The organism is Hydrogenophaga sp. ANAO-22 (assembly GCF_042466645.1).
In the GTDB taxonomy this organism is placed as follows: domain Bacteria; phylum Pseudomonadota; class Gammaproteobacteria; order Burkholderiales; family Burkholderiaceae_C; genus Hydrogenophaga.
This window is the reverse complement of sequence record NZ_CP159956.1, coordinates 5,001,079-5,024,568: the sequence shown is the minus strand read 5'-3', so window position 1 is coordinate 5,024,568 and position 23,490 is coordinate 5,001,079. Positions and strand designations below refer to the sequence as shown.

Genomic DNA, 23,490 nt, shown 5'->3' with positions numbered 1-23,490 from the left:
CTCAGTGCGCGCCGCCCGCGTCCACGGAGCCGCCGAGCACCGGCTTGGAGAACCAGATCACCGCCACCAGCACGAAGAACAGCGCCGCCGAGAGGTAGAACAGGTCGGTCACGGCCAGCGTGAAGGCCTGCTGGTTGATCAGGCGGTCGATCGTGGTCAGCGCCTGTTCGCGGCTCATGCCGCTGCCCACGAGCTGGTCCAGCGTGGCCATGGCGGTGGCGTTGCCGGTGTGGATGGACTCCACCAGCTGCGCGTGGTGCAGCGAGGCCCGGCTTTCCCACAGCGTGGTGAACAGCGAGGTGCCCACCGCGCCCGCCGTGATGCGCACGAAGTTGGACAGACCCGCGGCCGACGGCGTCTGCTGCGGCTGCAGGCCCGAGAACACGATGGCCTGCAGCGGAATGAAGAAGAACGCCATGGCCGCCCCCTGCAACAGCGTGGGGATCAGGATGGTCATGAAGTCGGCCTGGGTGTTGAAGTTCGAGCGCATCCACAGCACCGCGCCAAAGCCGAGGAAGGCCACGGTGGCGAGCTTGCGCGGGTCGATGCGGCTCACGTTCTTGCCCACCCAGGGCGAGAGCACGATGGCCAGCAGGCCCACCGGCGCCGTCGCCAGGCCGGCCCAGGTGGCCGTGTAGCCCATGTGCTGCTGCAGCCACAAGGGCAACAGCACCACGTTGCCGAAGAACAGGCCGTAGGCGATGGACAGCGCGAGCGTGCCGGTGACGAAGTTGCGCCGCGCGAACAGGCGGATCTCCACGATGGGGTGCTTGTCGGTCAGCTCCCAGGCCAGGAAGAACAGGAAGCTCACCACCGCCACCACGGCCAGCGCGATGATCTCGCCCGACTCGAACCAGTCCAGCTCCTTGCCCATGTCGATCATGATCTGCATGGCGCCGACGAACAGCACCAGCAGCACCAGGCCGATCACGTCCAGCGGCACGCGGCGCGGGCCGGGGTCGCGGCTGCGGTAGATGGACCAGGTGAGCGCGGCGGCCACCAGGCCCACCGGGATGTTGATGTAGAAGATCCAGGGCCAGGAGATGTTGTCGGTGATCCAGCCGCCCAGCAGCGGCCCGGCCACGGGCGCGACCAGCACGGTCATGGCCCACATGGCCATGGCGGTGCCCGCCTTGGCGCGCGGGTAGCTCGCCAGCAGCAGCGTCTGAGAGAGCGGGATCATCGGGCCGGCCACCAGGCCCTGCAGCACGCGGAACGCGATCAGCAGGCCGATGTTGGGCGCCAGGCCGCACAGCCAGGAGGCGACCACGAACAGCAGCACGCTCATGGTGAACAGGCGCACCTGCCCGAAGCGCTGCGTGAGCCAGCCGGTGAGCGGCACCGAGATGGCGTTGGCCACCGCGAACGAGGTGATGACCCAGGTGCCCTGCGCCGGGCTCACGCCCATGTCGCCCGCGATCGCGGGAATGGACACGTTGGCGATCGAGGTGTCGAGCACGTTCATGAACGTGGCCAGCGACAGCGCGAGCGTGCCCAGCACCAGCTGCGCGCCCTTGAGGGGCTCGAACACCGGTGGCGAGGCGCTCGGCGCGGGCGCCGGCGGTGGGGCCTCGGCGGGCAAGGCCCCCGAGGCGGGAAGGGCGTGGCTGTCGGCCATGGCGGTCAGCGCCGGTTCAACGGGCCAGGGCCACCGAGCCCGTGCTCACCGGCGCGGCCGGCAGGGCCGGCGCGGCAGGGGCGGCGGGCGCCCGCGTGGCGGCCGCCGTGCGCGACCCACCACCACCGTGCTGGCCGATGATCTGTTGCACGCGCGTGTCGGCTTCGCGGTTGTCCTGTTCGAACACGGCGGTCTGCACCTCCTGCGGCGCGGCGGCCGCATCGGCCAGCATGCGGCCGTCGGTCTTGCTCACGTCCACGCGCGCTTCCATCGACAGGCCCAGGCGCAGCGGGTGGTCCACCAGTTCCTTGGCGTCCAGGCGCACGCGCACCGGCACGCGCTGCACCACCTTGATCCAGTTGCCGGTGGCGTTCTGCGCCGGCAGCAGCGCGAAGGCCGCGCCGGTGCCCGCGCCCAGGCCCTCGATGGTGCCGCGGTAGGTCACGTTCTTGCCGTACACGTCGGCGCTGAGTTCCACCGGCTGGCCCAGCCGCAGGTTCTTGAGCTGGCTTTCCTTGAAGTTGGCGTCCACCCAGACCTGGTCGAGCGCGATCACCGACAGCAGCGGCGAACCGGCCGGCACGCGCTGGCCCAGCTGCACGTTGCGGCGGGCCACGTAGCCGGCCACCGGCGCCTGCAATTCGACGCGCTTGAGCGCCACATAGGCCTCGCGCACGCGGGCCGACGCGCGCAGCACGCTGGGGTGCTGGTCGACCGCGATGCCTTCGGTCAGCGTCTGGTTCGAAGCCAGCTGTTCCTTCGCGGCGAGCACGGCCGCGCGGGCCGCCTCGGTGGCGCTGCGCGCGGCGGCGAGCTGCGCCGTCGCGTGCTTGAACTCTTCCTGGCCCACGGCACCCGAGGCCACCAGCGGCTGGCGCCGTGCCACGTCGTCCTGCAGGCGCTGCAGGTCGGCCTGCGCGCGCGCCAGGTCGGCTTCGCGCAGGGCGATCTGGGCGCCCTGGGTGCGGTTGTTGGCGTACAGCGTGCGCACCTCGCGCACCGTCTGCGCGAGCTGGGCCTCGGCCTGTTCGAGCGCGATCTTCGCGTCCGTCGGGTCCAGGCGCACCAGCCACTGGCCGGCCTGCACGTGGTCGTTGTCGTTGGCGCTGATCGCCACCACGGTGCCCGCCACCTGCGGCGTGATCTGCACCACGTTGCCCTGCACATAGGCGTTGTCGGTGGTTTCGTAGTGGTTGAGCACCAGGGCCCAGTAGGCGGCGTAACCCAGGCCGGCGGCGAGCACGACCGCGCTCACGGCGGTCAGGGCTTTCTTGCGGGCGGGGTTGCCTTGCGGTGCGGTGGTGTCGGAAGGGGTGGTCATGAGGGGCTCCGTTGGTCGGTGAGCAAGATGAAAAAGGGAAGTCAGTGCGAGGCCGGGGTGTCGGGCGCGAAGCCGCCCCCCAGGGCGCGCACCAGCGCCACCTGGGTGGACAGGGCCCGCGCCTGCAGGTCCACGGTCTGGCGTCGCTGGCTGAACAGCGAGGTCTCGGCGCTGAGCACGGTGAGGTAACCGCTCAGGCCCGCGCGGTAGCGCTGGGTGGCGATGTCGTAAGCCGCCTCGGCCGCGCTGCGCGCCTGCGCCTGCTGCTCGCGCTGGCGCTCCAGCGACTGGCGGGCGTTGAGCTGGTCGGCGGTTTCACGCACCGCTTCGAGCACCGCGCCGTTGTAGCTTTCCACCGCGGCGTCGAGGTCGGCCGTGCGGGTGCGCAGTTGCGCGCGCAGGCGGCCGGCGTCGAAGATCGGCAGGTGGATCGCGGGGCCGATGCCGTACTGCTGGCTGCCCGAATCGACCAGGCGGTCCAGCCCGATGCTGGACAGGCCCACGAAGGCGGTGAGGCTCACGTTGGGATAGAACTGCGCCCTGGACACGTCCACGCCCTTGGTGGCCGCTTCCATGCGCCAGCGCGCGGCGGTGATGTCGGGGCGGCGGCCCAGCAGGTCGGCCGGCAACACCTCGGGCAGCGCCAGGGTGCGCAGGGCCTGCAGGTCGGGCTTCAACTGGTCGTAGCTGGCCGGCGGCAGGGCCGCGAGCGCGGCCAGGGCGTGGCGCGTGGCCACGATCTGTTCGTCCAGCTGCTCGATCTGCACGCGCGCGTCGGGCAGCGCGCCCTCGCCCTGCTTGAGCTCCACGCGCGTGTCCAGCCCGGCGTCCACGCGCTGGCGAATCAGGCCCAGCATCTGCTCGCGCTGGGTCAGGGCCTGCTGCGCCACCTCGCGCTGCGCGAGCAGGCGGCCGAGCTGCACATAGGTCTGCGCCACGTTGCTGGCCAGCACGTTGCGCGCGGCCTGCAGGTCGGCGGCGGCGGCGCGCTCGCTGCCCACGGCGGCTTCGATCGCGGAGCGGTGCAGGCCGAAAAAGTCGAACTCCCAGCTGCCGGCGATCTGCGCGTTCGCCAGCGTGCGCGTGGAGCCGCCCAGCGGCGCCGGGTAGATGCTGTTGGCGCTGAAGTGCTGGCGCGTGGCGTCGGCACTGCCGTTGATCTTCAGGCCGTCGTTGGCCTCTTCGCCGGCCGTGGCGGCCTGGGCGCGCCGCAGGCGGGCCTCGGCCACCTTCAGCGAAGGCTGGGCCTGCAGGGCCTGGTCGATCACCTGGGTCAGGGACACATCGCCCCAGCCGCGCCACCAGTCGGCGGGCACCGGTTCGGCGGTGGCCGCGCCGCTGCCGGCGGGTTGCGCCAGGCCCACGGCCTGCGGCTCCAGCACCGTGGATTGCGATTGAATGCCCGCGCTGCTGGCGCAGGCCGCGAGCACGGCGGCCAAGGCCAGGGTGCTCAGGGCGGCCACCGTGCGGCGTGCGGGGAATATTTGATGGGGCTTCATTTGCTTAGGCAAGTAATGGGGTCAACAAGTCGATGAGGCGGGGGTTCACGAACGGTCCGTCAACCGGAGTCCTTCAGTGCCTCGCCCGTCTCGACCATGCGGCGCAGGTAACCCAGCAGCGCCTGCCACTCGGTCTTGCTGAAACCGGCCAGGTGCTGGTTCATCACATCGGCCAGCACCTCGGGCACGTGTTCCATGGCGGCCTTGCCCTCGGGCGTGAGTTCCACCACCACCACGCGGCGGTCTTCGGTGGAGCGCACGCGCGTGCACAGGCCTTTCTTTTCCAGGCGGTCGAGCAGGCGCGTCATGGCACCGGCGTCGATCTGCGACCAGCGCGCGAGTTCGGCCACGGTGGCCGTGCCCTGCATGCGCAGCTTCATCAGCGGCCCCCACTGCGCGGTGGTGAGGTCGTGCAGGCACAGGCGCTTGTCGGCCTGGTAGACGATGGACATCATCACGCGCTTCATGAGGTAACCCACGCTCTGGTCGGGCGTGAAGTTGTGTCCGTCGTAGAAGGCGGGGGTCGGGGTGGTGCGAGGCATGCCGCGAATATACATGCCTAGGCAATATTTGTCTTGGCTTCAAAAAAGCCCGCGAGCGCGAGAGGGCCAAAAAAGCCGCGCCGAAAAAACGAAAAGGCCCGCGATGCGGGCCTTCTGTCTGGGGCCTGGCCGGGTGGGCCAGGGGGCGATCAGCCGCCCTTCTTCGAGCGCTTGCCCGGGTTCTTCTTGCTGCGCGTGGCCACACCACGCTCCAGGCTCACGCGCTGGCCACGGCCGGGCGTGGTCAGGGTGACGCCAGCGACGGGCTTCGGACGGGGAGTGGCTTTGCGGTCGGCTTCGGTGACGATTTTGTTGCCCATGGCTGGTTCCTGAGAGAGATTGCAAAAGCCGCTATTAGGCCATAGACGGCGCGCCCTCTCCCAGGCACGCCCTCCCCCGCGTTCCAGGCCGGTCCGCCCGCCCAGGCCAATACCCCGCGGCCTTAGTAGGTTTTTGCAGACAAAGTGGGGCAACGGCCCTAGCATTGATTCTGTAATGAATCAACGTTTCATATACAAAACATCCTAATCCACCCGCAGGTCCCCATGAACGACGCACTTCACGGCTCCCGCGCAACCGCCCCGATCAGCGGCGGTTTGCATCCCGCGATCGAATTCATCGGGGTAGACAAGCGCTTTCCCGCGCGGGGCAAGAACCCGGAAGTGATCGCCGCGCGCAACGTGACGCTGTCCATCCAGCCGGGCGAGGTGGTGTCCCTGATCGGCCCGTCGGGCTGCGGCAAGAGCACCCTGCTCAACATGGGCTCGGGCCTGGCCAAGGCCTCGGCCGGCACGGTCAAGGTCAACGGTGAAGTGGTCACCGGCCCCAACAAGCACGTCGCCTTCATGCTGCAGAAAGACCTGCTCATGCCCTGGCGCACGATTTCGCAGAACGTCGAGTTCGGCCTGGAGCTGCGCGGCGTGCGCGCCGCCGACCGCGCCGCCATCTCCGAGAAGCTGCTGGCCCAGTGCCACCTCAAGGGCTTCGGCAACAGCTACCCGCACCAGCTCTCCGGCGGCATGCGCCAGCGCGCCGCCATGGCGCGCACGCTCGCGGTGGACCCGATCGTGCTGCTGATGGACGAGCCCTTCTCCGCGCTGGACGCGCAGACCAAGATGATCCTGCAGCAGGACCTGGCGCGCACCGTGGCCGAGCACAAGAAGACGGTGCTCTTCATCACCCACGACCTGGCCGAGGCCGTCGCGCTGTCCGACCGCATCCTGGTCATGAGCGAGCGCCCCGGCACCATCGTCGAAGAGATCGTGGTCGACATCCCCGGCCGCGACAACCCGATGGCGCGCCGCAAGCACCCGGCCGTGGGCGACTACGTCTCGCGCCTGATGGACCTGCTCAAGCTCGACGCGCAGACCGACGTGCACTGACCCCCGCATTCCCATTCACCCACCTCCTGGAGTTGCCATGAAGATGACCCGCGCTTTCAACGGAACCCGCCGTGCCTGCCTGAGCCTGCTCGCCACCGCGGCGCTGGTCTCGCCCCTGGCGGCCCATGCCCAGCTGCAGGAGATCACCTACCTGCTGCCCGCGCCCGGCACGCTGCCGGCCTTCGGCCCCTGGATGCTGGCCCAGGCCAAGGGCTACTACGAGCAGGAAGGCCTCAAGGTCAACTTCGTCACCGCGCGCGGCGGCGTGGACGTGGCCAAGCAGATCGGTGCCGGCAACGCCGTCATCGGCGGCGCCATCGGCGACACCCCCATCATCGCCCGCGCCCAGGGCATCCCCGTCAAGGCCGTGGCCGTGCTCGGCGCCGGTTCGCTCACCCAGCTCGTGAGCCACAAGGACGAGAAGATCGAGAGCCCACGCGAACTCAAGGGCAAGACCGTCACCGTCCTGGCCTACACCGACACCACCTACTACGCCCTGCTGGGCATGCTCAGCAAGGTCGGCCTGACCAAGAACGACGTCAACATCCAGGCCGCCGGCCCTGCGGGCGTGTGGCAGCAGTTCGCCGCCAAGAAGGCCTCGGCCATGGCCGGCGTGCCCGACTGGACGGTGAGCGCGATGGAAGCCGGCGCGCAGGTCGACATCCTGCCGGCCGACATCTACTTCAAGAGCATGGCCCAGGCCATCCTCGCCTCCGACGAGACCATCGCCAAGAACCCGCAGCTGATCCAGAAGCTGGTGCGCGCCACGCTCAAGGGCATGAAGGACATCATGGCCGACCCCAAGGCCGCCACCGCCGCCTACGTGGCGCACGTGCCGGTGCACAAGGGCAAGGAAGCCAGCATCCAGAAGGCCTTCGAACTCTTCAACAAGTACGTCTACGCCGCGCAGAAGGTGCCCGGCACGATGGACGAGGCCCGCCTGGCCGAGCTGCAGAAGTTCTACGTCACCAACGGTGTGGTGCCCAAGGAGACCCCGGTCAAGGAGCTCTACACCAACCAGTTCGTGACGGCCAAGTGAGTCGCGCCGCCCTTCCCTTCCCGCATCTGAGAGTCGCGACATGAAAGACGTACTGCAGCGCTACAGCACAGCGCTCTGGAGCCTGCTGGTCCTGGTGGTGTTCATGGCGGTCTGGGAATACGTTCCCGGCCTGCTGGGCGTGCCGGAATTCGTGCTGCCGCCCTTCTCGCGCGTGTGGGAAGAAGCGGTCCGCATCTGGGGCACCGAGCGCCTGCTCTGGCACGCCGGCATCACCGGCGCGGAGGTCGTCATCGGCTTCATCCTGGGCTCGCTGCTGGGCGCGCTGATCGGTTACGCCCTGGGCCTCTCGCCCAAGGTGGAGGCCGTGCTCTCGCCCTACCTGCTCGCGCTGCAGATCGCGCCCAAGGTCGCGTTCGCGCCGCTGTTCGTGATGTGGCTGGGCTACACCATGTACCCCAAGATCCTGGTCGCGATCCTGATCGTGTTCTTCCCGGTGCTCATCAACGTGCTCTCGGCCATGCGCACCATGGACCACGACCTGATCAACCTCGCGCGCTCCTTCTCCGCCACCCGGCTGCAGGTGTTCCGCATGGTCGAGTTCCCGACCACGCTGCCGCCCCTGTTCTCGGGCCTGCGCATCGCCAGCACGCTGGCCGTCATCGGCGTGGTCGTCGGCGAACTCGTGGGCGGCAACATGGGCCTGGGCTACATGCTGGTGTTCTTCGAAGGCCAGGGCAACACCGCCGGGGTGTTCGTGGTCATCGGCGCGCTCACCGTGATCGGCATCGTCGCCTACTACGCCGTGGTGATCGCCGAGAAGCGCGTGCTCCACTACCTGCCCAGCGCCGAGCGGCGCGTGGCCTGATATGAACACCCCCCTGCGCCGCTGCGCGGCTTCCCCCCTCTCTGGCGCGCCTTCGGCGCTTGGAGGGGGGACGGCATCTCGGGCCGGCGGAGCCGGACCCTTGATGCCCCTGGCGGCGTTGCCTCGTGCGCAGCGCAACAAAAACTGAGTCCACCACCATGAGCCACAACGAAATCCAGCTCACCGGCCGCCGCGTCCTCGTCACCGGCGCCGCCCGCGGCCTGGGCGCGAGCTTCGCCCAGTCGCTGGTGCAGGCCGGCGCGCGCGTCGTCATCAGCGACGTGCTGCACGAGGCCGGGCAACAGCTCGCGAAAGACCTCGGCCCGAACGCGCACTACGTGCCGCTGGACCTGCTCGACGCGGCCAGCGTGCGCGCCGGCGTGGACGCCGCCGCGCAATGGCTGGGCGGCCTCGACGGCCTGATCAACAACGCGGCCATCACCAACTCCGGCGGCAAGGGCATGGGCGAACTCAGCCCCGAGACCTGGGACCTGGTGATGGACGTGAACGTGCGCGGCACCTGGCTCGTCACCGCCGCCGCGCGCCCGCACCTGGCCGCCGCCGGTGGCGGCCGCGTGGTCAACATCGCCTCCGACACCGCGCTCTGGGGCGCCCCCCGCCTGCTGGCCTACGTGGCGAGCAAGGGCGCGGTGATCGCCATGACCCGTTCGCTGGCGCGCGAGATGGGCGAGGACGGCACCACCGTCAACGCCATCGCCCCCGGCCTCACGCTGGTCGAAGCCACCGCCTACGTGCCGCAGGAACGGCACGAGCACTACCTCAAGGGCCGCGCGATCCAGCGGCCGCAGATCCCCGAAGACGTCAACGCCGCCGCCCTGTTCCTGCTGACACAGGCCAGCGGCTTCATTACCGGTCAGCTGCTGCCCGTCAACGGCGGCTTCACGATGAACTGAAAAGGAGAAAACGCATGAGCACAGCCACCATCACCAAACCCGCAGCGGCCAACGCGCCCGTGTTCAACGAACGCGGCCTGATGGACGCGAACATTCCGCCCGAGGCCGAGACGCAGCGCGTGATGATGCGCCAGGAAGGCCAGAGCTTCGCGCAGTGGATGGAGAGCCGCGTGGCGCGCAGGAGCACGCGCAGCTACGACTGGGACGCGCTGAAGTTCCAGGCCGACTACGACCCCAAGTACCGCCGCGCGCAGATGCGCTACGTGGGCACCGGCGGCACCGGCGTGAACAAGGACACCAACACCGTGCCCGCCGCCCACTTCACCTTCTCCACCATGGTGATCCCGGCCGGCAACATCGGCCCTTCGCACATCCACTACGACGTGGAAGAGATCTTCTTCGTCATGCGCGGCGCGATGAAGGTGGTCTGCGAGAAGGACGGCGAGCGCTGGGAAACCATCGTCGGCGAGCGCGACCTGATCTCGGTGCCGCCCGGCGTGTACCGCGAAGAACACAACGTGGGCGACGAAGACGCGCTGATGTGCGTGATGCTGGGTTCGCCCAAGCCCATCACCCCCACCTACCCGCCCGACAGCCCGCTCGCCAAGATCAAGAGGTGAATCCCCCCCGCGCCGCTGCGCGTCACCCCCCAAGGGGGGCAACACCAGCGGCCCGGCAAAGCCGGTTCCGCGGTGTTTCTGGTTCAACTTCCCTTCAATCCTCATGACGCCTCTTCAAGCCCTCGCCTCCCATCCGCTGCGCAACATCGCACTGGCGGACGGCGCGCGCGTGTCGTACCGCGAAGCGGGCACGGCCGCGTCGGTGACGCACGTGCTGCTGCACGGCATCGGCTCGGCCTCGGGCAGCTGGGTGCGCCAGCTCGACGCCGCGGCGGGCAAGCCCCTGCGCGTGCTGGCCTGGGACGCGCCGGGCTACGGCACCAGCGATCCGGTGAAGGCCGACTGGCCGCGCGCCGACGACTACGCCGAGCGCCTCTGGGCCTGGCTCGACGCGCTTGGCGTTGCAACGCCCATCACGCTGGTGGGCCACTCGCTGGGTGCGCTCATGGCCGGCCGGGCCGCCTTGCTGGCGCCTTCGCGCGTGCAGCGCCTGGTGCTGCTCTCGCCCGCCGGCGGGTATGGCCACGCCGAGCCGGCCGTGCGCGAGCAGAAACTGCGCGACCGCCTGGCCACGCTGGAGCGCCTGGGCCCGCAAGGCATGGCGCAGGCGCGCGGCGCGGCCATGCTCTCGCCCGGCGCGGCGCCCGAGCTGGTCGAGGCCGTGCGCGAAAGCATGTCGCAGGTGATTCCCGCCGGCTACACGCAGGCCGCGCGCCTGCTCGCCCACGGCACCCTGGCGGCCGACCTGAAGCAACTGCGCCTGCCGGTGGTGGTGGCCAGCGGCGGCGCCGACGGCATCACCACCCCCGCCTCCTGCCAGGCCGTGGCCCAGGCCGCCGGCGTGGCATGGAATGATCTGGGTTCTGCGGGCCACGCGTGCCCGCTGGAAGCCCCCGGCGCGGTGAACGCCCTGCTGGGTCTCAACTGAACAAGGAGAAGACCATGGCCACCGAGAAAAACGACGACCGCTACACCGTGCCCGCGCTCATGCGCGGCCTGCAGCTGCTGATGCTGTTCAACCGCGACGAGCGCGAACTCACCGGTGCCGAAATCTCGCGCCGGCTCGAGCTGCCGCGCGCCTCGGTGTTCCGCATGCTGCAGACGCTGGAGCAAGGCGGCTTCGTCGAGCGCGTGGGCGACGGCGCCTACTACAAGCTCGGCCTGTCCGTGCTGCGCCTGGGCTTCGAGTTCCTGGCCTCCATGGAACTCACCGAGCACGGCCGCCCCATCATCGAGGCGCTGCGCGACCAGTGCGGCTACTCGGCCCATGTGGTGGTGCGCGACGCGCGCGACGTGGTCTTCATCGCCAAGGTCGCCGGGCGCAGCGCCCTGTTCCATTCCATCCAGGTCGGCGCGCGCCTGCCGGCCCACGCCACCGTGCTGGGCCGCCTGCTGCTCAGCGACCTCGACCTGCACGCCCTGCGCCAGCTCTACCCCGAACCCGAGCTGCCGAAGTACACCCCCCGCACGCCGGCCACGGTCGAGCAGCTCAAGCAGCTGATCGACCAGGACCGCGCCAACGGCTACGGCGTGAGCCAGGGCGGATTCGAATCCGGCATCTCGACCATCGCCGCACCGGTCTTCAACGACCGGGGCGAGGTCTCGGCGGCCATCAGCATCACCGTGCCGGCGCAGCAGGTGCAGCCCGGCGAACTCGAAGTTCTCGTCAACCAGGTGCGCGAGGCCGCGGCCCAGCTCACCGAACGCATCAGCCACCTGCCCAACCGCGGTGGCTGGCAAACCAAACCGACCGAAAAGAAAGTCGCATGAGCCCATCTCACCAACGCATCACCGTGGGGGAACTCGCCGCCCGCTTCCTGGAGCAGTGCGGCGTGCGCGCCGCCTTCGGCGTGATCTCCATCCACAACATGCCCATCCTCGACGCGTTCCACACGCGCCAGAAGATCCGTTTCGTCTCGGCGCGCGGCGAGGCAGGTGCGTGCAACATGGCCGACGCCTATGCCCGCGTGAGCGGCACGCTGGGCGTGTGCGTCACCAGCACCGGCACCGGCTGCGGCAACGCGGCAGGCGCGATGGTCGAGGCCATCACTGCCGGCACGCCGCTGCTGCACCTCACCGGCCAGATCGAGTCCCCCTTCCTGGACCGCGACCTGGGCTACATCCACGAGCACCCGGCCCAGCTGGCCATGCTCAAGGCGGTGGGCAAGGACGCCTTCCGCATCCGCAACCCCGAGACCGCCCTGGCCACGCTGCGCGAGGCCGTGCGCCTGGCGCAGACCCCGCCCTGCGGCCCGGTGAGCATCGAGATCCCGATCGACGTGCAGAAGATGAAGCTGGACCTGCCGGCCGATCTCTCGCCGCTGGCCGTGCCACCCGTGCAGCCCAACCTGGCCGCCGTGGACCTGCTCGCCGAGCGCCTGCTCAGCGCCAAGCGCCCCCTGCTGTGGCTGGGTGGCGGCGCGCGCGGCGCCAGCGCCGCCGCGATGCGGCTGGTGAACATGGGCTGGGCCGTGGTGTCCTCCGTGCAGGGCCGCGGCATCGTGCCCGAAGACCACCCCGCCACGCTGGGCTCCTACAACCTGCAGAAGCCGGCCGAAGAGTTCTACGAAACCGTGGACGCCTTCCTCTCCGTGGGCACGCGCCTGCGCAGCAACGAGACGCTGAACTACAAGCTCAAGCTGCCGGCCACGCGCTACCGCATCGACGCCAACCCCCTCACCGACGGCCGCGGCTACAGCAGCGAACTGTTCGTGCACGGCGACGCCGAGATCACGCTCAACGCGCTGGCCGACCGGCTCGAAGGCCGCATGCGGATCGACCCGAAGCTGGCGACCGATGTGAAGCGCGCGCGCGCCGAAGCCGCCTCGCTGGTGGACGGCACGCTGGGCCAGTACGCCAAGCTCAAGAACACGCTGGCCGAGGTGGTCGGCAAGAAGCTCTGGTGGGTGCGCGACATCACGCTCTCCAACAGCATGTGGGGCAACCGCGCCCCGGTGCTGGACCACCCGCGCGCCGGCGTGCACGCCCTGGGCGGCGGCATCGGCCAGGGCCTGGCCATGGGCGTGGGCGCGGCCGTGGCCGATGCCGAACACGCGCTGGGCCGCCGCACCATCTCGCTCTGCGGCGACGGCGGCTTCATGCTCAACGTGGGCGAACTCGCCTGCGCCGCGCAGGAGAAGGCCAACGTGGTCTTCATCGTCATGAACGACCAGCGCTACGGCGTCATCAAGAACATCCAGGACGACATCTACGGCAGCCGCCACGCCTACGTGGAACTGCACACGCCCGACTTCGCGCAGCTCTGCGCCAGCCTGCAGGTGCCGCACCACAAGCTGGCCGACCCGGCCGCCGCCAAGGACACGCTGCAGAAAGCCCTGGCCCACGCCAGCGGCCCGGTGGTGGTGGAAGTGGACATGAACGCCTGGGGCCCGTTTGCCGTGAAGTTCGCCGGCCCCCCGAAGAAGAAGGAAGAAACATGAGCGACGCGCAGAGCCGTTCCCAAGCAAGCTCGCACCGCAGTGCGCAGCACGAAGGTTCTGGCATTCATTTTCAGCAGGTCACGCTGATCGGTTACGGCGCCATCGGCCGCACGCTCTTCGCGCGCATGGCCGGCCACCCCACGGTGCGCATCACGCACGTGGTGCTGTCCGAGAGCCACGTCGCCGACGCGCAAGCCGCGCTCGGCACGGCCGCGACCGTGTGCACCGAGGTGCCGCCCGAGACCGCTCTGCTGCTGGAATGCGCGGGCCACGCCGCCATCGGCAGCCACGTGCTGCCCGCGCTGGAGCGCGGCATCGAATGCGCCGTGCTGTCCATCGGCGCGCTGTCCGAAGACGGCCTGCCCGAGAAGCTGGCCGAGGCCGCGCAGCGCGGCGGCACGCGGGTGCACCTGCTGGCCGGCGCCATCGGTGGCATCGACGCCATCGCCTCGGCCCGCCTGGCCGGCCTGGACAGCGTCACCTACACCGGCCGCAAGCCGCCCGAAGGCTGGCGCGGCACCCCCGCCGAACAGGTGGCGGACCTGGGCACGATCACCGAGCCCACCGTCATCCTCGAAGCCACGGCGCGCGAAGCCGCCCACCTGTACCCGAAGAACGCCAACGTGGCCGCCACCGTCTCGCTCGCCGGCCTGGGGCTGGACGCGACCCGCGTGCGCCTGATCGCCGACCCGACCGTGACCGAGAACATCCACGAGGTCGATGTGCGCGGCGCCTTCGGCGAGATGCGCATCACCATGCGCGGCAAGCCCCTGCCCGACAACCCCAAGACCTCGGCGCTGACCGTGTTGTCCGCCCTGCGTTTCCTGCACAACCGCACTTCCTCCGTGACGATATGAAGCCCACCCCCGCGCCGCGCTTGCGGCGCGTCACCCCCTCAAGGGGGCGGCGTCTGGGACCGGCGTAGCCGGATCCGCGACGCCTCTGGATCAACAGCCCTTCGCGCCGACAAGAGAGACATTCCATGACCGACAAACTTCAAAGCTATTTCGCGGGCCGCTGGCGCGACGCCTCGGGCCCGGAATACACCACCGAATACCCGCACGACGGCAGCACCGTCGCCCGCCTGCACGCGGCCACCGCCGCCGACGTGGACGAGGCCGTGCAGACGGCCGAACGCGCCCGCCTGCAGCCTTCCTGGGCCAGGCTCAAGCACCACGAACGCGCCGGCATCCTCTACCGCATCGCCAACGGCATCCGCGAGCGTGGCGAAGAACTCGCCCAGCTCCAGCGCCTGGACAACGGCAAGCCCATCAAGGAATGCCGCGCCCTGGTCGCCAGCGCCGCCGGCACCTTCCAGTTCTTCGGCGCCGCCGCCGAGACCTGGGAAGACACCATCACCCCCTCGCGCGGCGACTACCTCAGCATGAGCGTCAACGAGCCCCTGGGTGTCGTGGGCGCCATCACGCCCTGGAATTCCCCCATCGCCAGCGAGGCCCAGAAGCTCGCCCCGGCTCTCGCCGCCGGCTGCGCCATGGTCTTCAAACCGGCCGAGATCACCCCGCGCATGGCCCTGGAGCTGGCCAAGATCGCCGAGCAGGCCGGTGTGCCCGCCGGCATCATCAGCGTGCTGCCGGGCAAGGGCAGCATCGTGGGCGACGCCCTGGTCAAGCACCCGCTGATCAAGCGCATCGCCTTCACCGGCGGCACCACCGTGGGCATGGGCATCCAGCGCCTGGCGGCCGAGAAGCTCATGCCGACCTCGCTGGAGCTGGGCGGCAAGTCCCCCACCATCGTCATGCCCGACGCGGACCTGGACCACGCCGTGGCCGGCGTGCTCTACGGCATCTTCAGTTCCTCGGGCGAGTCCTGCATCGCCGGCTCGCGCGCCTTCGTGCACGAAAGCGTCTACGACGAGTTCAAGGCCCGCCTGCTCGAAGGCGTGAAGAAGCTGCGCGTGGGCGACCCGTCCAGGGAAGAGACGCAGATGGGCCCGCTGGTGAACCTGGGCCACCGCGCCTCGGTGGAGAAGTACGTGCAGCTGGGCCGCGACGAAGGCGGCACGGTGCTGTGCGGTGGCGAGCGGCCCACGGGCAGCTTCTACGACGGCGGCAGCTACTACCTGCCCACCATCTTCGAAGGCCTGCCCAACAGCGCGCGCATGTGCCAGGAGGAGATCTTCGGCCCGGTGCTGGCCTTGCTGCCGTGGAAGGACGAGGACGACCTGATCGCGCAGTGCAACGACAACATGTTCGGCCTGGCCTCGGGCATCTGGACGCGCGACTTCAAGAGCGCCTGGCGCATCGGGCGCGCGCTGCAGACCGGCACCGTGTGGATCAACACCTACAAGGTCTTCTCCATCAGCACGCCGTTCACCGGCGTGAAGATGAGCGGCTACGGCCAGGAGAAGGGCCGCCTGGGCATCCTCGAATACACCAGCCAGAAGAGCTTCTACTGGGGCTTGAACGAATCGCCCATGCCCTGGGCGACCAGCTGATTTTCTTTTTCCAACCTTGCAACCTTCTCTCGACATGACAAGCCGCCGCACCCTTCTCGCCCTCGCCTCGCTGTTCGCCCTCATGGGAACCGCGCAAGCCCAGACCGCCGCCGAGAAACAGCTGGCCTCCGACAAGTTCACCCTGGTCGCGCCCTTCCCCGCCGGTGGCGCCATCGATGCGCTGGCCCGCCTGCTGGCCGATGGCCTGGCCAAGCGCTACGACCAGACGGCCATCGTGGAAAACGCCCCCGGTGGTGCCGGCACCATCGGCATGGGCAAGATCAAGCGCGCCAAGGCCGACGGCCACAACCTGCTGGTGATCCCGGCCGGCAACCTCACCATCAACCCCACGCTGATGCCGAAGTTCCCCTTCGACGTGCAGAAGGACTTCGTGGCCGTCACCATGCTGGCCACCACGCCCAACGTGCTGGTGACCCACCCCAAGAGCGGCTTCAAGAACGTGGCCGACGTGATCAAGGCGGCCAAGGCCAAGCCCGGCACGCTGTTCTACGCCTCGACCGGCATCGGCAGCGGCCTGCACATCGCGGGTGAACTGTTCAAGGACCAGGCCGACATCGACATCCAGCACGTGGCCTACAAGGGCTCCACGCCGGCCATCAACGACCTGATGGCGGGCACGGTGCCGCTGATGTTCGGCAACCTGCCCACCATGCTGCCGCACCTGGAAAGCGGCCGCCTCGTGGCGCTGGGCCTGACCGACCGCGCGCGCACCCCCAACGCGCCCGACATCCCCACCCTGGCAGAACAAGGCGTGCCCGGCGTGGTGGTGCCCTCGTGGTACGGCCTGCTCGCGCCCGCGGGCACGCCGGCCAACGTGGTCGATCAACTCGCGAAAGACATGGTCGAGATCCTGGCGCAACCGCACGTGCGCGAGACGCTCAAGGCCCAGGGCATGACCGAATGGACGATGAAGCCCGCCGCCTTCGATGCGCACATCCGCACCGAGACGGCCAACTGGGCCAAAGTCATCAAGCAACGCAACATCACGATGGAATGACACCATGACCAACCGCCGCACCCTTCTTGCCGTCACCTCGCTGCTCGCCTTGCTGGGCACCACCACCGCCCACGCACAGACGGCCGCCGAGAAACAACTGGCCGCCGACAAATTCACGCTTGTCGCGCCCTTCCCCGCCGGCGGCCCGATCGACACGCTGGCCCGCGTGCTCGCCGATGGCCTGGCCAAGCGCTACGGCCAGGTGGCCGTGGTCGACAACGCCCCGGGCGCGGCCGGCAACATCGGCATGGAGCGCGTCAAGCGCGCCAAGGCCGATGGCCACACGCTGCTGGTGATCCCGGCCGGCAACCTCACGGTCAACCCCACGCTGATGCCGAAGTTCCCCTTCGACATCCAGAAGGACTTCGTGCCCGTGGCCATGCTGGCCAAGACGCCCAACGTGCTGGTGACGAACCCGGCCACGGGCATCAAGAGCGTGGCCGATCTCATCGCGCGGGCCAAGGCCAAGCCCGACTCGCTCGCCTACGCTTCGCCCGGCGTGGGCAGCGGCCTGCACCTCGCCGGCGAGCTGTTCAAGTCGCAGGCCAACGTGGACATCCTGCACATCGCCTACAAAGGCACGCCGCCCGCCATCAACGACGTGATCGGCGGCACCGTGCCCCTGATGTTCAGCAACCTGCCCACCGTGCTGCCGCACATCCGCAGCGGCAAGCTGGTCGCCCTGGCCGTGACCGACAGCGCGCGCACGCCCACGGCGCCCGAGATTCCGACGCTGACCGAACTGGGTGTGCCGGGCGTGGTGGTGCCGTCCTGGTACGGCCTGCTGGCGCCCGCCGGCACGCCGGCCGACGTGGTGGCGCAACTCGCGCGCGATGCAACCACCATCCTGGCCGAGCCTGCCGTGCGCGAGCGCCTGCAAGGCCAGGGCCTGAGCGCCTGGGACATCCAGACCTCCGCATTCGACGCCCACATCCGCGACGAAACCGCGCGCTGGGCCAAGGTCATCAAGGCGCGCAACATCACGATGGAGTGAAGGTCATGAGCGCAGCGCAGGGCCGCTCCCAAGCAAGCTCGCACCGCAGCCCGCAGGGCGAAGGTACGCCAGTGCACGCCTCCGCCAATGTGTTGATCACCATCGTGTTGAAACACCACGCCGGCCTCACGCTGGACGACGTGCAGGCGAAGCTCAAGGCCAGCGAATGGTGGGAGCGTTTCCCGGTGGAAGGCACGCGCGTGGTGTCGTGGACCGTGGCCATGGGCCTGGGCCAGATCGTCACGCTCGAAGTGCCACCGCACCTGCTGGGCCGCGTCAACCTCGAACTGGAGCGCTCCGCCTGGGGCGTCTTCCAGACCGAGTGTTACCCCACCTACGACTTCGTGCCGGTGCGCGAACGCATCAAGGAACGCGTGCGCGCCGGAGGCCAGTGATGACGACCCTCGCGCACAAGATCCAGAGCCCGCAGGTGCCCGACCTGCCCACCGCGAGCTGGACCAACGGCTACCGCATCGGCCAGGAGGTGGTGGTCTCGGGCATGACCGGCCACCCCGCCACGCGCCAGGCCGCCGAGCGCGGTGAAGCGCTGGGCGCCTACGAGCAGGCCATCGTCGTGCTCAAGAAGCTCGAAGCCCTGGTGACGGCCGCGGGCGGCCACCGGCACAACCTCATCAAGACCGTGGTCTACCTGACCGACATCGCCGACAAGGACGAGGTCGGCCGCGCGCGGCGCGATTTTTTTGGCGAGCACACGCCGTGCTCCACCCTGGTGGCCGTGAAGGCCCTCGTGTTCCCGGAGCTGCGCGTGGAGATCGACGCCTGGGCCCGGCTCGACGTGGACCTTCGCGAAGCCCAACCCCTTCTCTCTACTGAAAGCTGAACCACCATGGACCTGGGCATTGCCGGCAAGAAGGCGCTCGTGTGCGGCGCGAGTTCGGGGCTGGGCTACGCCTGCGCCGAGGCGCTGGTGAAAGACGGCGTGCACGTGGTGATCGCCGCGCGCACCGAAGGCCCGCTGCGCGAGGCCGCGCAACGCCTGGCCGCGCACGGCGCGGGCCAGGTGGACTGGGTCGCCGCCGACGTGACCACCGACGAAGGCCGCGCGCGCATCTTCGCCGCGCACCCCGATTTCGACATCCTCGTCACCAACGCGGGCGGGCCCCCACCCGGCGACTTCCGCACCTGGGACCGCGAGACCTGGCACCGCGCGATCGACGCCAACATGCTCGCACCGATCGAACTCATCAAGGCCACCGTGGACGGCATGATGGCGCGCGGCTTCGGCCGCATCATCAACCTCACCTCCAGCGCCGTGAAATCGCCGCTGGACGGCCTGGGCCTGTCCACCGGCGCGCGCAGCGGCCTCACCGGCTTCGTCTCGGGCCTGGCGCGCACCACCGTGGCGCGCGGCGTGACCATCAACAACCTGCTGCCCGGCACCTTCGACACCGCGCGCCTGGAAAGCAACTTCGCCGCGCAAGCCAAGCGCGAAGGCAAGACCGTGGACGAGGTGCGCACCGCGCGCCTGGCCAAGCACCCGGCCCACCGCATCGGCCAGCCCAGCGAACTCGGCCACACCTGTGCCTACCTGTGCAGCGTGCACGCGGGCTACATCAACGGCCAGAACATCCTGCTCGACGGCGGATCGTTCACCGGCGTATTCTGAACAGGCACCCGACGGCCCCGCTTTCTCTGTTTCGGTTTCAGTTTTCCCTGCCAGCCCACCCCACTAGGAGACATCGAACATGACCGCCCGCCGCCCCCTGCTGCTCACCGCGCTCGCAGCAGCCGCCGCCCTCGCCCTGCCCGCCGGCAGCGCGCTGGCGCAGACCTACCCCAGCAAGCTCATCACCCTCGTCGTGTCCTTCCCGCCCGGTGGCGACACCGACGCGCTCGCGCGCACCTTCGCCGAGAAGCTGCAGGCCCGCGTCGGCCAGACCGTGGTGGTGGAGAACAAGACCGGCGCCAGCGGCACCATCGGCAACGCCTTCGTGGCCAAGGCCGCGCCCGATGGCTACACGCTGCTGTTCACGCCCAACACCTTCGCCACCGCCCCGCTGGTGCTCAAGCCCGGCACCGGTGCCGTGTACAACCCGCTCACCGACTTCACGCCCATCCTGCTGGCCGGCACGCAACAGCTGTTCCTCGTCACCCACGCCGGCTCGGGCCTGAACACCGTGAAAGACGTGGTGGCCGCGGCCAAGAGCGGCAAGGTCACCAACTACGCCAGCCCCGGCAGCGGCTCGCCCATGCACATCCTGGGCGAGATGTTCAACCGCTCGGCCGGCGTGAAGCTCACCCAGGTGCCCTACCGGGGCAGCGGCCCGGCCATCGTCGACCTCGTGGCCGGCCACATCCCCATGATGTACACCACGCTCGGCCCGGTGGCGCAGTACATCGCCCAGGGCAAGCTGGTCAACGTGGCGGTGGCCGACCCGCAGCGCTCGCCGCTCGCGCCCAACGTGCCCACCCTGGCCGAGGCCGGCGTGAAAGACGCCGAAGTCGGCGCCTGGCAAGGCTTCATGGGCCCCAAAGGCATGCCCGCCGACGTGGTGCGCACGCTCAACGGCCACCTCAACGAAATCCTCAAGATGCCCGACGTGATCGCGCGCATGAACACCATGGCGCTGATTCCGGCCGGTGGCGACCCGGCGGCGCTGGCCAAGATCAACCAGTACCACAACGAACGCTACGGCAAGGTGATCCGGGAGACCGGCATCATGGCCGACTGAGCGAAGCGCGCGCAGCGATGAAGGAAGTCATCGACGTCGGCCTGCCGCCGTTCAAGCAACCGTTCTCGTGGATGGTGCGCGCCGGCGGCGTGCTCTACACCGCCCACGGCCCGGTGCGCGAAGACGGCAGCGTGGACACCACCGGCAGCATCGAACAGCAGGCCCGCCTGACCTTCAGCAACCTGCAGCGCGCGGTGGAACGCGCGGGCAAGACCATGGACGACGTGGCGCAGGTGCTGATCTACATGACCGACGTGGCCGACATGGCGGCCATCGACGCCGTGTACCGCGAGTTCTTCCGCGCGCCCTGGCCCAACCGCTCCAGCGCCGGCGTGGCGCTGGTGGTGCCGGGGATGAAGATCGAGATCGTGGCCTACGTGGCCTGAGGGGCACCGCGCCGGCCTTCAGCGGGCCGAACAGCGGAAGGGGACAATGGCGTCCCCACCGCCGTTCCCTCGCCCTCACGCCGCGCATGCCACCTCCTCCCGCCCCGCCCGGCGCCGCCTCTTCCTCGGCCGAGTTTTCCCTCAAGCGAATCGCGGTGCCGGTCTTCGGCCCCTCCCTGCTCTTCGGGCTGGGCGAAGGCGCCATTCTCCCCATCATCCCGCTCGTGGCGCGCGAGCTGGGCGCCTCCGTGCCCATGGCCGCGCTGGTCGTCGCGCTGATGGGCCTGGGCTCGCTGCTCAACAACATTCCCGCGTCGCTCATCACCATGCGCTGGGGCGAGCGCTGGGCCATCGTCGCCGCGGGCCTCTGGAGCGCCCTGGGCATGGCGCTGTGCGTGGGGACCTCGCACCTGGCGCTGTTCGCCACGGGCTGCCTCATGGTGGGCATGTCCCGGGCCGTCTACAACCTGGCGCGCCAGAGCTACATGGCCGAGGCCGTGCCGATCGCGTACCGCGCGCGGGCGCTCTCGACACTGGGCGGGGTGAGCCGCATCGGCATGTTCATCGGCCCGTTCCTCGGTGCGGCGGCCGTGCACGTGTTCGGCCTGGCCGGCGCCTTCGGCGTCGGCATCGCCGGGGTGGTGGCGGCGGCCGCCCTCGGCGCGCGCGTGCCGGACCTGGAGACACCCCACCTGCCGGCCGGCCAGACGCCGCCCGCGGCCACCACCATCGCCTCCACGCTCAGGGACCACCGCCACGTGTTCCTCACGCTCGGCATCGGCGTGGTGCTGGTCAGTGCCGTGCGCGCCTCGCGCCAGGTGGTCATACCCCTGTGGGCGGATCACCTCGCGCTGGCGCCGGCCGTGGCCTCGCTCATCTACGGCCTGGCCGGCGGCATCGACATGCTGGTGTTCTACCCCGCCGGCAAGGTGATGGACCACAAAGGCCGGCGCTGGGTCGCCGTGCCATCCATGGTCATCATGGGCACGGCGCTGCTGCTGATGCCCTTCACCTCGGGCTTCACCACGCTGCTGCTGGCCTCGCTGGCCATCGGCTTCGGCAACGGCATCGGCTCCGGCATGATCATGACCCTGGGCGCGGACCATTCCCCACGCCATGGCCGCGCGCACTTCCTGGGCGTGTGGCGTCTCATGTCCGACATCGGCGCCTCGTGCGGGCCGGTGCTGCTCTCGTTCCTGGCCGGCAGCCTGTCGCTGGCCACCGGCATCGCCGTCACCGGGCTCATCGCCTTCGCGGCGGCGGGCTCGCTGGCGTACTGGATTCCCCGGACACACGCCGGCGGACGTTGACGGCGCCTCACTCGGCCGTCGCCGCGATCGACTCGGTGTAGATGAAGCTGCTGCAGGCGGCCACGAAGGCCCGTGGCGTCTGCCGCGCGCCGAAGCCATACACGCGCACCCCCTCGCGCCGCACGCCAAACGCCAGCGGCGTGAGATCGCTGTCCGACGACACCAGGCAGACCGCATCGAACTGACCCGTGTTCACCAGCGACATCGCCTCCACGCTGAGCATGATGTCCGCCGCGTTCTTGCCCTTGGCGTATGGGAAAAGCTGCACCGCCTCGATCGCGTTGTAGAGCAACACGTTCTTGAAGCGGCTCATGTGGGGCCGCGTCCAGTCGGCGTACGCGCGCTTGACGATGAGCGCGCCGTAACAGGCGGCGCGCAGCAGGATGGAACGGATCAGTGTGTGAGAGACGTTTTCCGCGTCGATCAACACGGCAATCTTCTGTTGCTTGTGCTGCAGCCTGGGCATGGAGTGTCTGCCTTCCCTGTTCGTTAAGGAACAGCCGCCGCCACACAACACAGAGTGGCGGCGGCCCGAACGGGCTGAGAACCGGGGACCCCTTGCGAAGAACCGGCAAGCCTCGCGGCTTCCCATTCAGGCCGCCATAAAGCAAGCGTGAATGATGAAGGCCGCTGTCCTAGCGGTGTACAGCGGCCTTTCAAGCCGCAAGGGATCCTCGGGTTCTCAGGCCCGGCTCACCTTTTTCGTGAGCGGGGGAGACTTTACATCAATACGCCAAAAGTATTCACAACGCCGCAAGAAAAATCCGCAGCGAGCACCAGTCTCGTTGGCCGGTGCGGGTGGTCCCTGTGCTGTTAGCCTTGCTGCCTCGGCAAGGCCTCTGCCATGCCAGCCCTGGCAATCGTGCCCCAACTTAAAAGTGAATTCCCCATGACCAGCCCGCTGTACAACGCCTCCGTCCCCGTCCTTCAGCAGATGCTGCGCGCCCTGTCCGATGTGCTCAAGAAGGCCGAAGACCACGCGACGCAAAAGAACATCGATCCCAACGCGCTGCTGCAAGCGCGGCTGTTCCCCGACATGTTTCCGCTGGTTCGTCAGGTCCAGATCGCCGCTGACTTCTCCAAGGGGATCGCGTCCCGCCTGGCGGGTGCCGAGGTGCCGTCCTGGCCCGATACGGAAGCCAGCTTCGCGGACCTGCAAGCCTTGATCGCCAAGGCCTTGGCCCACATCGGCTCCTTCAAGCCCGAGCAATTTGATGCGAGTGAAAGCCGCGAAATCGTGTTGCGCCCCGGCACCCCCAAGGAAAAGAAGCTGACCGGCAGCGCCTATCTTCTGCACTACGGCCTGCCGCAGTTTTTCTTCCACGTGACCACCGCCTATGCCATCTTGCGCCACAACGGTGTTGAGGTCGGCAAGCGCGACTACATGGGTGCCTATTGATGCGAGACGCCTGAGTGCAGCCCAGCGCCAGGCG

25 protein-coding genes are annotated in these 23,490 nt (G+C 69.2%); 19 read left to right on the top strand and 6 right to left on the bottom strand.

All coding sequences use genetic code 11. The features are described 5' to 3' along the window. Position 1: 1 nt before the first annotated feature. The 5 genes from ABSY19_RS24365 to ABSY19_RS24345 form a co-directional block, all read right to left on the bottom strand. On the bottom strand, positions 2–1,618 hold the full coding sequence (locus tag ABSY19_RS24365; RefSeq protein WP_382156646.1) for a DHA2 family efflux MFS transporter permease subunit: 1,617 nt from the start codon (positions 1,616–1,618) through the stop codon (positions 2–4). A gap of 16 nt (positions 1,619–1,634) precedes the next feature. Further along, positions 1,635–2,939, bottom strand: a complete 1,305-nt coding sequence (locus ABSY19_RS24360) for an HlyD family efflux transporter periplasmic adaptor subunit (RefSeq protein ID WP_382156644.1) — start codon at positions 2,937–2,939, stop codon at positions 1,635–1,637. Positions 2,940–2,980: 41 nt separating this feature from the next. Beyond that, complete coding sequence (locus ABSY19_RS24355; protein WP_382156643.1) at positions 2,981–4,438, bottom strand: efflux transporter outer membrane subunit; 1,458 nt, start codon at positions 4,436–4,438, stop codon at positions 2,981–2,983. Positions 4,439–4,497: 59 nt separating this feature from the next. Further along, positions 4,498–4,980 carry a MarR family winged helix-turn-helix transcriptional regulator gene (locus tag ABSY19_RS24350; protein ID WP_382156641.1) on the bottom strand — a complete coding sequence of 161 codons (483 nt, stop codon included), beginning with the start codon at positions 4,978–4,980 and terminating at the stop codon, positions 4,498–4,500. A 149-nt stretch (positions 4,981–5,129) separates the two neighbouring features. Beyond that, a complete protein-coding gene (locus ABSY19_RS24345) occupies positions 5,130–5,300 on the bottom strand; it encodes a hypothetical protein (RefSeq protein WP_171020127.1) in 171 nt (56 codons plus the stop codon). Between the two features lie 225 nt (positions 5,301–5,525). On the opposite strand from ABSY19_RS24345, the gene ABSY19_RS24340 reads away from it, so the two are divergent. From ABSY19_RS24340 to ABSY19_RS24255, 18 genes are all read left to right on the top strand, one after another. Continuing rightward, entirely contained in the window at positions 5,526–6,362 is an 837-nt protein-coding gene (locus ABSY19_RS24340; RefSeq protein WP_382156639.1) for an ABC transporter ATP-binding protein, read from the top strand. Between the two features lie 43 nt (positions 6,363–6,405). Next, a complete protein-coding gene (locus tag ABSY19_RS24335) occupies positions 6,406–7,401 on the top strand; it encodes an ABC transporter substrate-binding protein (protein ID WP_382163928.1) in 996 nt (331 codons plus the stop codon). Between the two features lie 40 nt (positions 7,402–7,441). Further along, complete coding sequence (locus ABSY19_RS24330) at positions 7,442–8,227, top strand: ABC transporter permease (RefSeq protein WP_382156637.1); 786 nt, start codon at positions 7,442–7,444, stop codon at positions 8,225–8,227. A 158-nt stretch (positions 8,228–8,385) separates the two neighbouring features. Next, positions 8,386–9,141, top strand: coding sequence for an SDR family oxidoreductase (locus ABSY19_RS24325; protein ID WP_382156635.1), 756 nt, complete (start codon positions 8,386–8,388; stop codon positions 9,139–9,141). Between the two features lie 122 nt (positions 9,142–9,263). Further along, on the top strand, positions 9,264–9,761 hold the full coding sequence (locus ABSY19_RS24320; RefSeq protein ID WP_382163926.1) for a cupin domain-containing protein: 498 nt from the start codon (positions 9,264–9,266) through the stop codon (positions 9,759–9,761). 103 nt (positions 9,762–9,864) lie between these two features. Next, a complete protein-coding gene (locus tag ABSY19_RS24315; protein WP_382156633.1) occupies positions 9,865–10,689 on the top strand; it encodes an alpha/beta fold hydrolase in 825 nt (274 codons plus the stop codon). Positions 10,690–10,703: 14 nt separating this feature from the next. Beyond that, on the top strand, positions 10,704–11,531 hold the full coding sequence (locus ABSY19_RS24310) for an IclR family transcriptional regulator (RefSeq protein WP_382156631.1): 828 nt from the start codon (positions 10,704–10,706) through the stop codon (positions 11,529–11,531). Further along, on the top strand, positions 11,528–13,201 hold the full coding sequence (locus ABSY19_RS24305) for a thiamine pyrophosphate-binding protein (protein ID WP_382156629.1): 1,674 nt from the start codon (positions 11,528–11,530) through the stop codon (positions 13,199–13,201). The genes ABSY19_RS24310 and ABSY19_RS24305 overlap by 4 nt, the downstream gene beginning before the upstream one ends. Before the next feature lie 125 nt (positions 13,202–13,326). After that, complete coding sequence (locus ABSY19_RS24300; protein ID WP_382163924.1) at positions 13,327–14,058, top strand: aspartate dehydrogenase; 732 nt, start codon at positions 13,327–13,329, stop codon at positions 14,056–14,058. A gap of 125 nt (positions 14,059–14,183) precedes the next feature. Then, a complete protein-coding gene (locus tag ABSY19_RS24295; RefSeq protein WP_382156627.1) occupies positions 14,184–15,656 on the top strand; it encodes an aldehyde dehydrogenase in 1,473 nt (490 codons plus the stop codon). A 34-nt stretch (positions 15,657–15,690) separates the two neighbouring features. Then, complete coding sequence (locus tag ABSY19_RS24290; protein ID WP_382156625.1) at positions 15,691–16,674, top strand: Bug family tripartite tricarboxylate transporter substrate binding protein; 984 nt, start codon at positions 15,691–15,693, stop codon at positions 16,672–16,674. A 4-nt stretch (positions 16,675–16,678) separates the two neighbouring features. Then, positions 16,679–17,668 carry a Bug family tripartite tricarboxylate transporter substrate binding protein gene (locus ABSY19_RS24285; RefSeq protein ID WP_382156623.1) on the top strand — a complete coding sequence of 330 codons (990 nt, stop codon included), beginning with the start codon at positions 16,679–16,681 and terminating at the stop codon, positions 17,666–17,668. Positions 17,669–17,673: 5 nt separating this feature from the next. After that, a complete protein-coding gene (locus tag ABSY19_RS24280) occupies positions 17,674–18,063 on the top strand; it encodes a hypothetical protein (protein WP_382156621.1) in 390 nt (129 codons plus the stop codon). Further along, the gene (locus ABSY19_RS24275) at positions 18,063–18,509 is read left to right on the top strand and encodes a RidA family protein (protein WP_382156619.1); all 447 of its coding nucleotides are present in this window, start codon (positions 18,063–18,065) and stop codon (positions 18,507–18,509) included. Before ABSY19_RS24280 ends, ABSY19_RS24275 begins: the two co-directional genes overlap by 1 nt. A 6-nt stretch (positions 18,510–18,515) precedes the next feature. Continuing rightward, positions 18,516–19,295: an SDR family oxidoreductase gene (locus ABSY19_RS24270; protein ID WP_382156617.1), complete on the top strand. Its 780-nt coding sequence runs from the start codon at positions 18,516–18,518 to the stop codon at positions 19,293–19,295. 79 nt (positions 19,296–19,374) lie between these two features. After that, entirely contained in the window at positions 19,375–20,361 is a 987-nt protein-coding gene (locus ABSY19_RS24265) for a Bug family tripartite tricarboxylate transporter substrate binding protein (protein ID WP_382156615.1), read from the top strand. A gap of 17 nt (positions 20,362–20,378) precedes the next feature. Further along, the gene (locus ABSY19_RS24260) at positions 20,379–20,747 is read left to right on the top strand and encodes a RidA family protein (protein ID WP_382156613.1); all 369 of its coding nucleotides are present in this window, start codon (positions 20,379–20,381) and stop codon (positions 20,745–20,747) included. Positions 20,748–20,833: 86 nt separating this feature from the next. Further along, the gene (locus ABSY19_RS24255) at positions 20,834–22,057 is read left to right on the top strand and encodes an MFS transporter (protein ID WP_382156611.1); all 1,224 of its coding nucleotides are present in this window, start codon (positions 20,834–20,836) and stop codon (positions 22,055–22,057) included. 7 nt (positions 22,058–22,064) lie between these two features. Here the strand turns inward: ABSY19_RS24255 and ABSY19_RS24250 are convergent, their stop codons facing one another. Then, entirely contained in the window at positions 22,065–22,523 is a 459-nt protein-coding gene (locus ABSY19_RS24250; protein WP_382156609.1) for an NYN domain-containing protein, read from the bottom strand. A 423-nt stretch (positions 22,524–22,946) separates the two neighbouring features. Here ABSY19_RS24250 and ABSY19_RS24245 point away from each other — a divergent pair, with 423 nt between their 5' ends. Further along, positions 22,947–23,456: a DUF1993 family protein gene (locus ABSY19_RS24245; protein ID WP_382156607.1), complete on the top strand. Its 510-nt coding sequence runs from the start codon at positions 22,947–22,949 to the stop codon at positions 23,454–23,456. Positions 23,457–23,490 lie beyond the last annotated feature (34 nt).

What these genes read in the sequence shown, in the direction of transcription:
- ABSY19_RS24365 (WP_382156646.1), bottom strand. Translation starts at nt 1,618, where the DNA reads ATGGCCGACAGCCACGCCCTTCCCGCCTCGGGGGCCTTGCCCGCCGAG.
- ABSY19_RS24360 (WP_382156644.1), bottom strand. Translation starts at nt 2,939, where the DNA reads ATGACCACCCCTTCCGACACCACCGCACCGCAAGGCAACCCCGCCCGC.
- ABSY19_RS24355 (WP_382156643.1), bottom strand. Translation starts at nt 4,438, where the DNA reads ATGAAGCCCCATCAAATATTCCCCGCACGCCGCACGGTGGCCGCCCTG.
- ABSY19_RS24350 (WP_382156641.1), bottom strand. Translation starts at nt 4,980, where the DNA reads ATGCCTCGCACCACCCCGACCCCCGCCTTCTACGACGGACACAACTTC.
- ABSY19_RS24345 (WP_171020127.1), bottom strand. Translation starts at nt 5,300, where the DNA reads ATGGGCAACAAAATCGTCACCGAAGCCGACCGCAAAGCCACTCCCCGT.
- ABSY19_RS24340 (WP_382156639.1), top strand. Translation starts at nt 5,526, where the DNA reads ATGAACGACGCACTTCACGGCTCCCGCGCAACCGCCCCGATCAGCGGC.
- ABSY19_RS24335 (WP_382163928.1), top strand. Translation starts at nt 6,406, where the DNA reads ATGACCCGCGCTTTCAACGGAACCCGCCGTGCCTGCCTGAGCCTGCTC.
- ABSY19_RS24330 (WP_382156637.1), top strand. Translation starts at nt 7,442, where the DNA reads ATGAAAGACGTACTGCAGCGCTACAGCACAGCGCTCTGGAGCCTGCTG.
- ABSY19_RS24325 (WP_382156635.1), top strand. Translation starts at nt 8,386, where the DNA reads ATGAGCCACAACGAAATCCAGCTCACCGGCCGCCGCGTCCTCGTCACC.
- ABSY19_RS24320 (WP_382163926.1), top strand. Translation starts at nt 9,264, where the DNA reads ATGATGCGCCAGGAAGGCCAGAGCTTCGCGCAGTGGATGGAGAGCCGC.
- ABSY19_RS24315 (WP_382156633.1), top strand. Translation starts at nt 9,865, where the DNA reads ATGACGCCTCTTCAAGCCCTCGCCTCCCATCCGCTGCGCAACATCGCA.
- ABSY19_RS24310 (WP_382156631.1), top strand. Translation starts at nt 10,704, where the DNA reads ATGGCCACCGAGAAAAACGACGACCGCTACACCGTGCCCGCGCTCATG.
- ABSY19_RS24305 (WP_382156629.1), top strand. Translation starts at nt 11,528, where the DNA reads ATGAGCCCATCTCACCAACGCATCACCGTGGGGGAACTCGCCGCCCGC.
- ABSY19_RS24300 (WP_382163924.1), top strand. Translation starts at nt 13,327, where the DNA reads ATGGCCGGCCACCCCACGGTGCGCATCACGCACGTGGTGCTGTCCGAG.
- ABSY19_RS24295 (WP_382156627.1), top strand. Translation starts at nt 14,184, where the DNA reads ATGACCGACAAACTTCAAAGCTATTTCGCGGGCCGCTGGCGCGACGCC.
- ABSY19_RS24290 (WP_382156625.1), top strand. Translation starts at nt 15,691, where the DNA reads ATGACAAGCCGCCGCACCCTTCTCGCCCTCGCCTCGCTGTTCGCCCTC.
- ABSY19_RS24285 (WP_382156623.1), top strand. Translation starts at nt 16,679, where the DNA reads ATGACCAACCGCCGCACCCTTCTTGCCGTCACCTCGCTGCTCGCCTTG.
- ABSY19_RS24280 (WP_382156621.1), top strand. Translation starts at nt 17,674, where the DNA reads ATGAGCGCAGCGCAGGGCCGCTCCCAAGCAAGCTCGCACCGCAGCCCG.
- ABSY19_RS24275 (WP_382156619.1), top strand. Translation starts at nt 18,063, where the DNA reads ATGACGACCCTCGCGCACAAGATCCAGAGCCCGCAGGTGCCCGACCTG.
- ABSY19_RS24270 (WP_382156617.1), top strand. Translation starts at nt 18,516, where the DNA reads ATGGACCTGGGCATTGCCGGCAAGAAGGCGCTCGTGTGCGGCGCGAGT.
- ABSY19_RS24265 (WP_382156615.1), top strand. Translation starts at nt 19,375, where the DNA reads ATGACCGCCCGCCGCCCCCTGCTGCTCACCGCGCTCGCAGCAGCCGCC.
- ABSY19_RS24260 (WP_382156613.1), top strand. Translation starts at nt 20,379, where the DNA reads ATGAAGGAAGTCATCGACGTCGGCCTGCCGCCGTTCAAGCAACCGTTC.
- ABSY19_RS24255 (WP_382156611.1), top strand. Translation starts at nt 20,834, where the DNA reads ATGCCACCTCCTCCCGCCCCGCCCGGCGCCGCCTCTTCCTCGGCCGAG.
- ABSY19_RS24250 (WP_382156609.1), bottom strand. Translation starts at nt 22,523, where the DNA reads ATGCCCAGGCTGCAGCACAAGCAACAGAAGATTGCCGTGTTGATCGAC.
- ABSY19_RS24245 (WP_382156607.1), top strand. Translation starts at nt 22,947, where the DNA reads ATGACCAGCCCGCTGTACAACGCCTCCGTCCCCGTCCTTCAGCAGATG.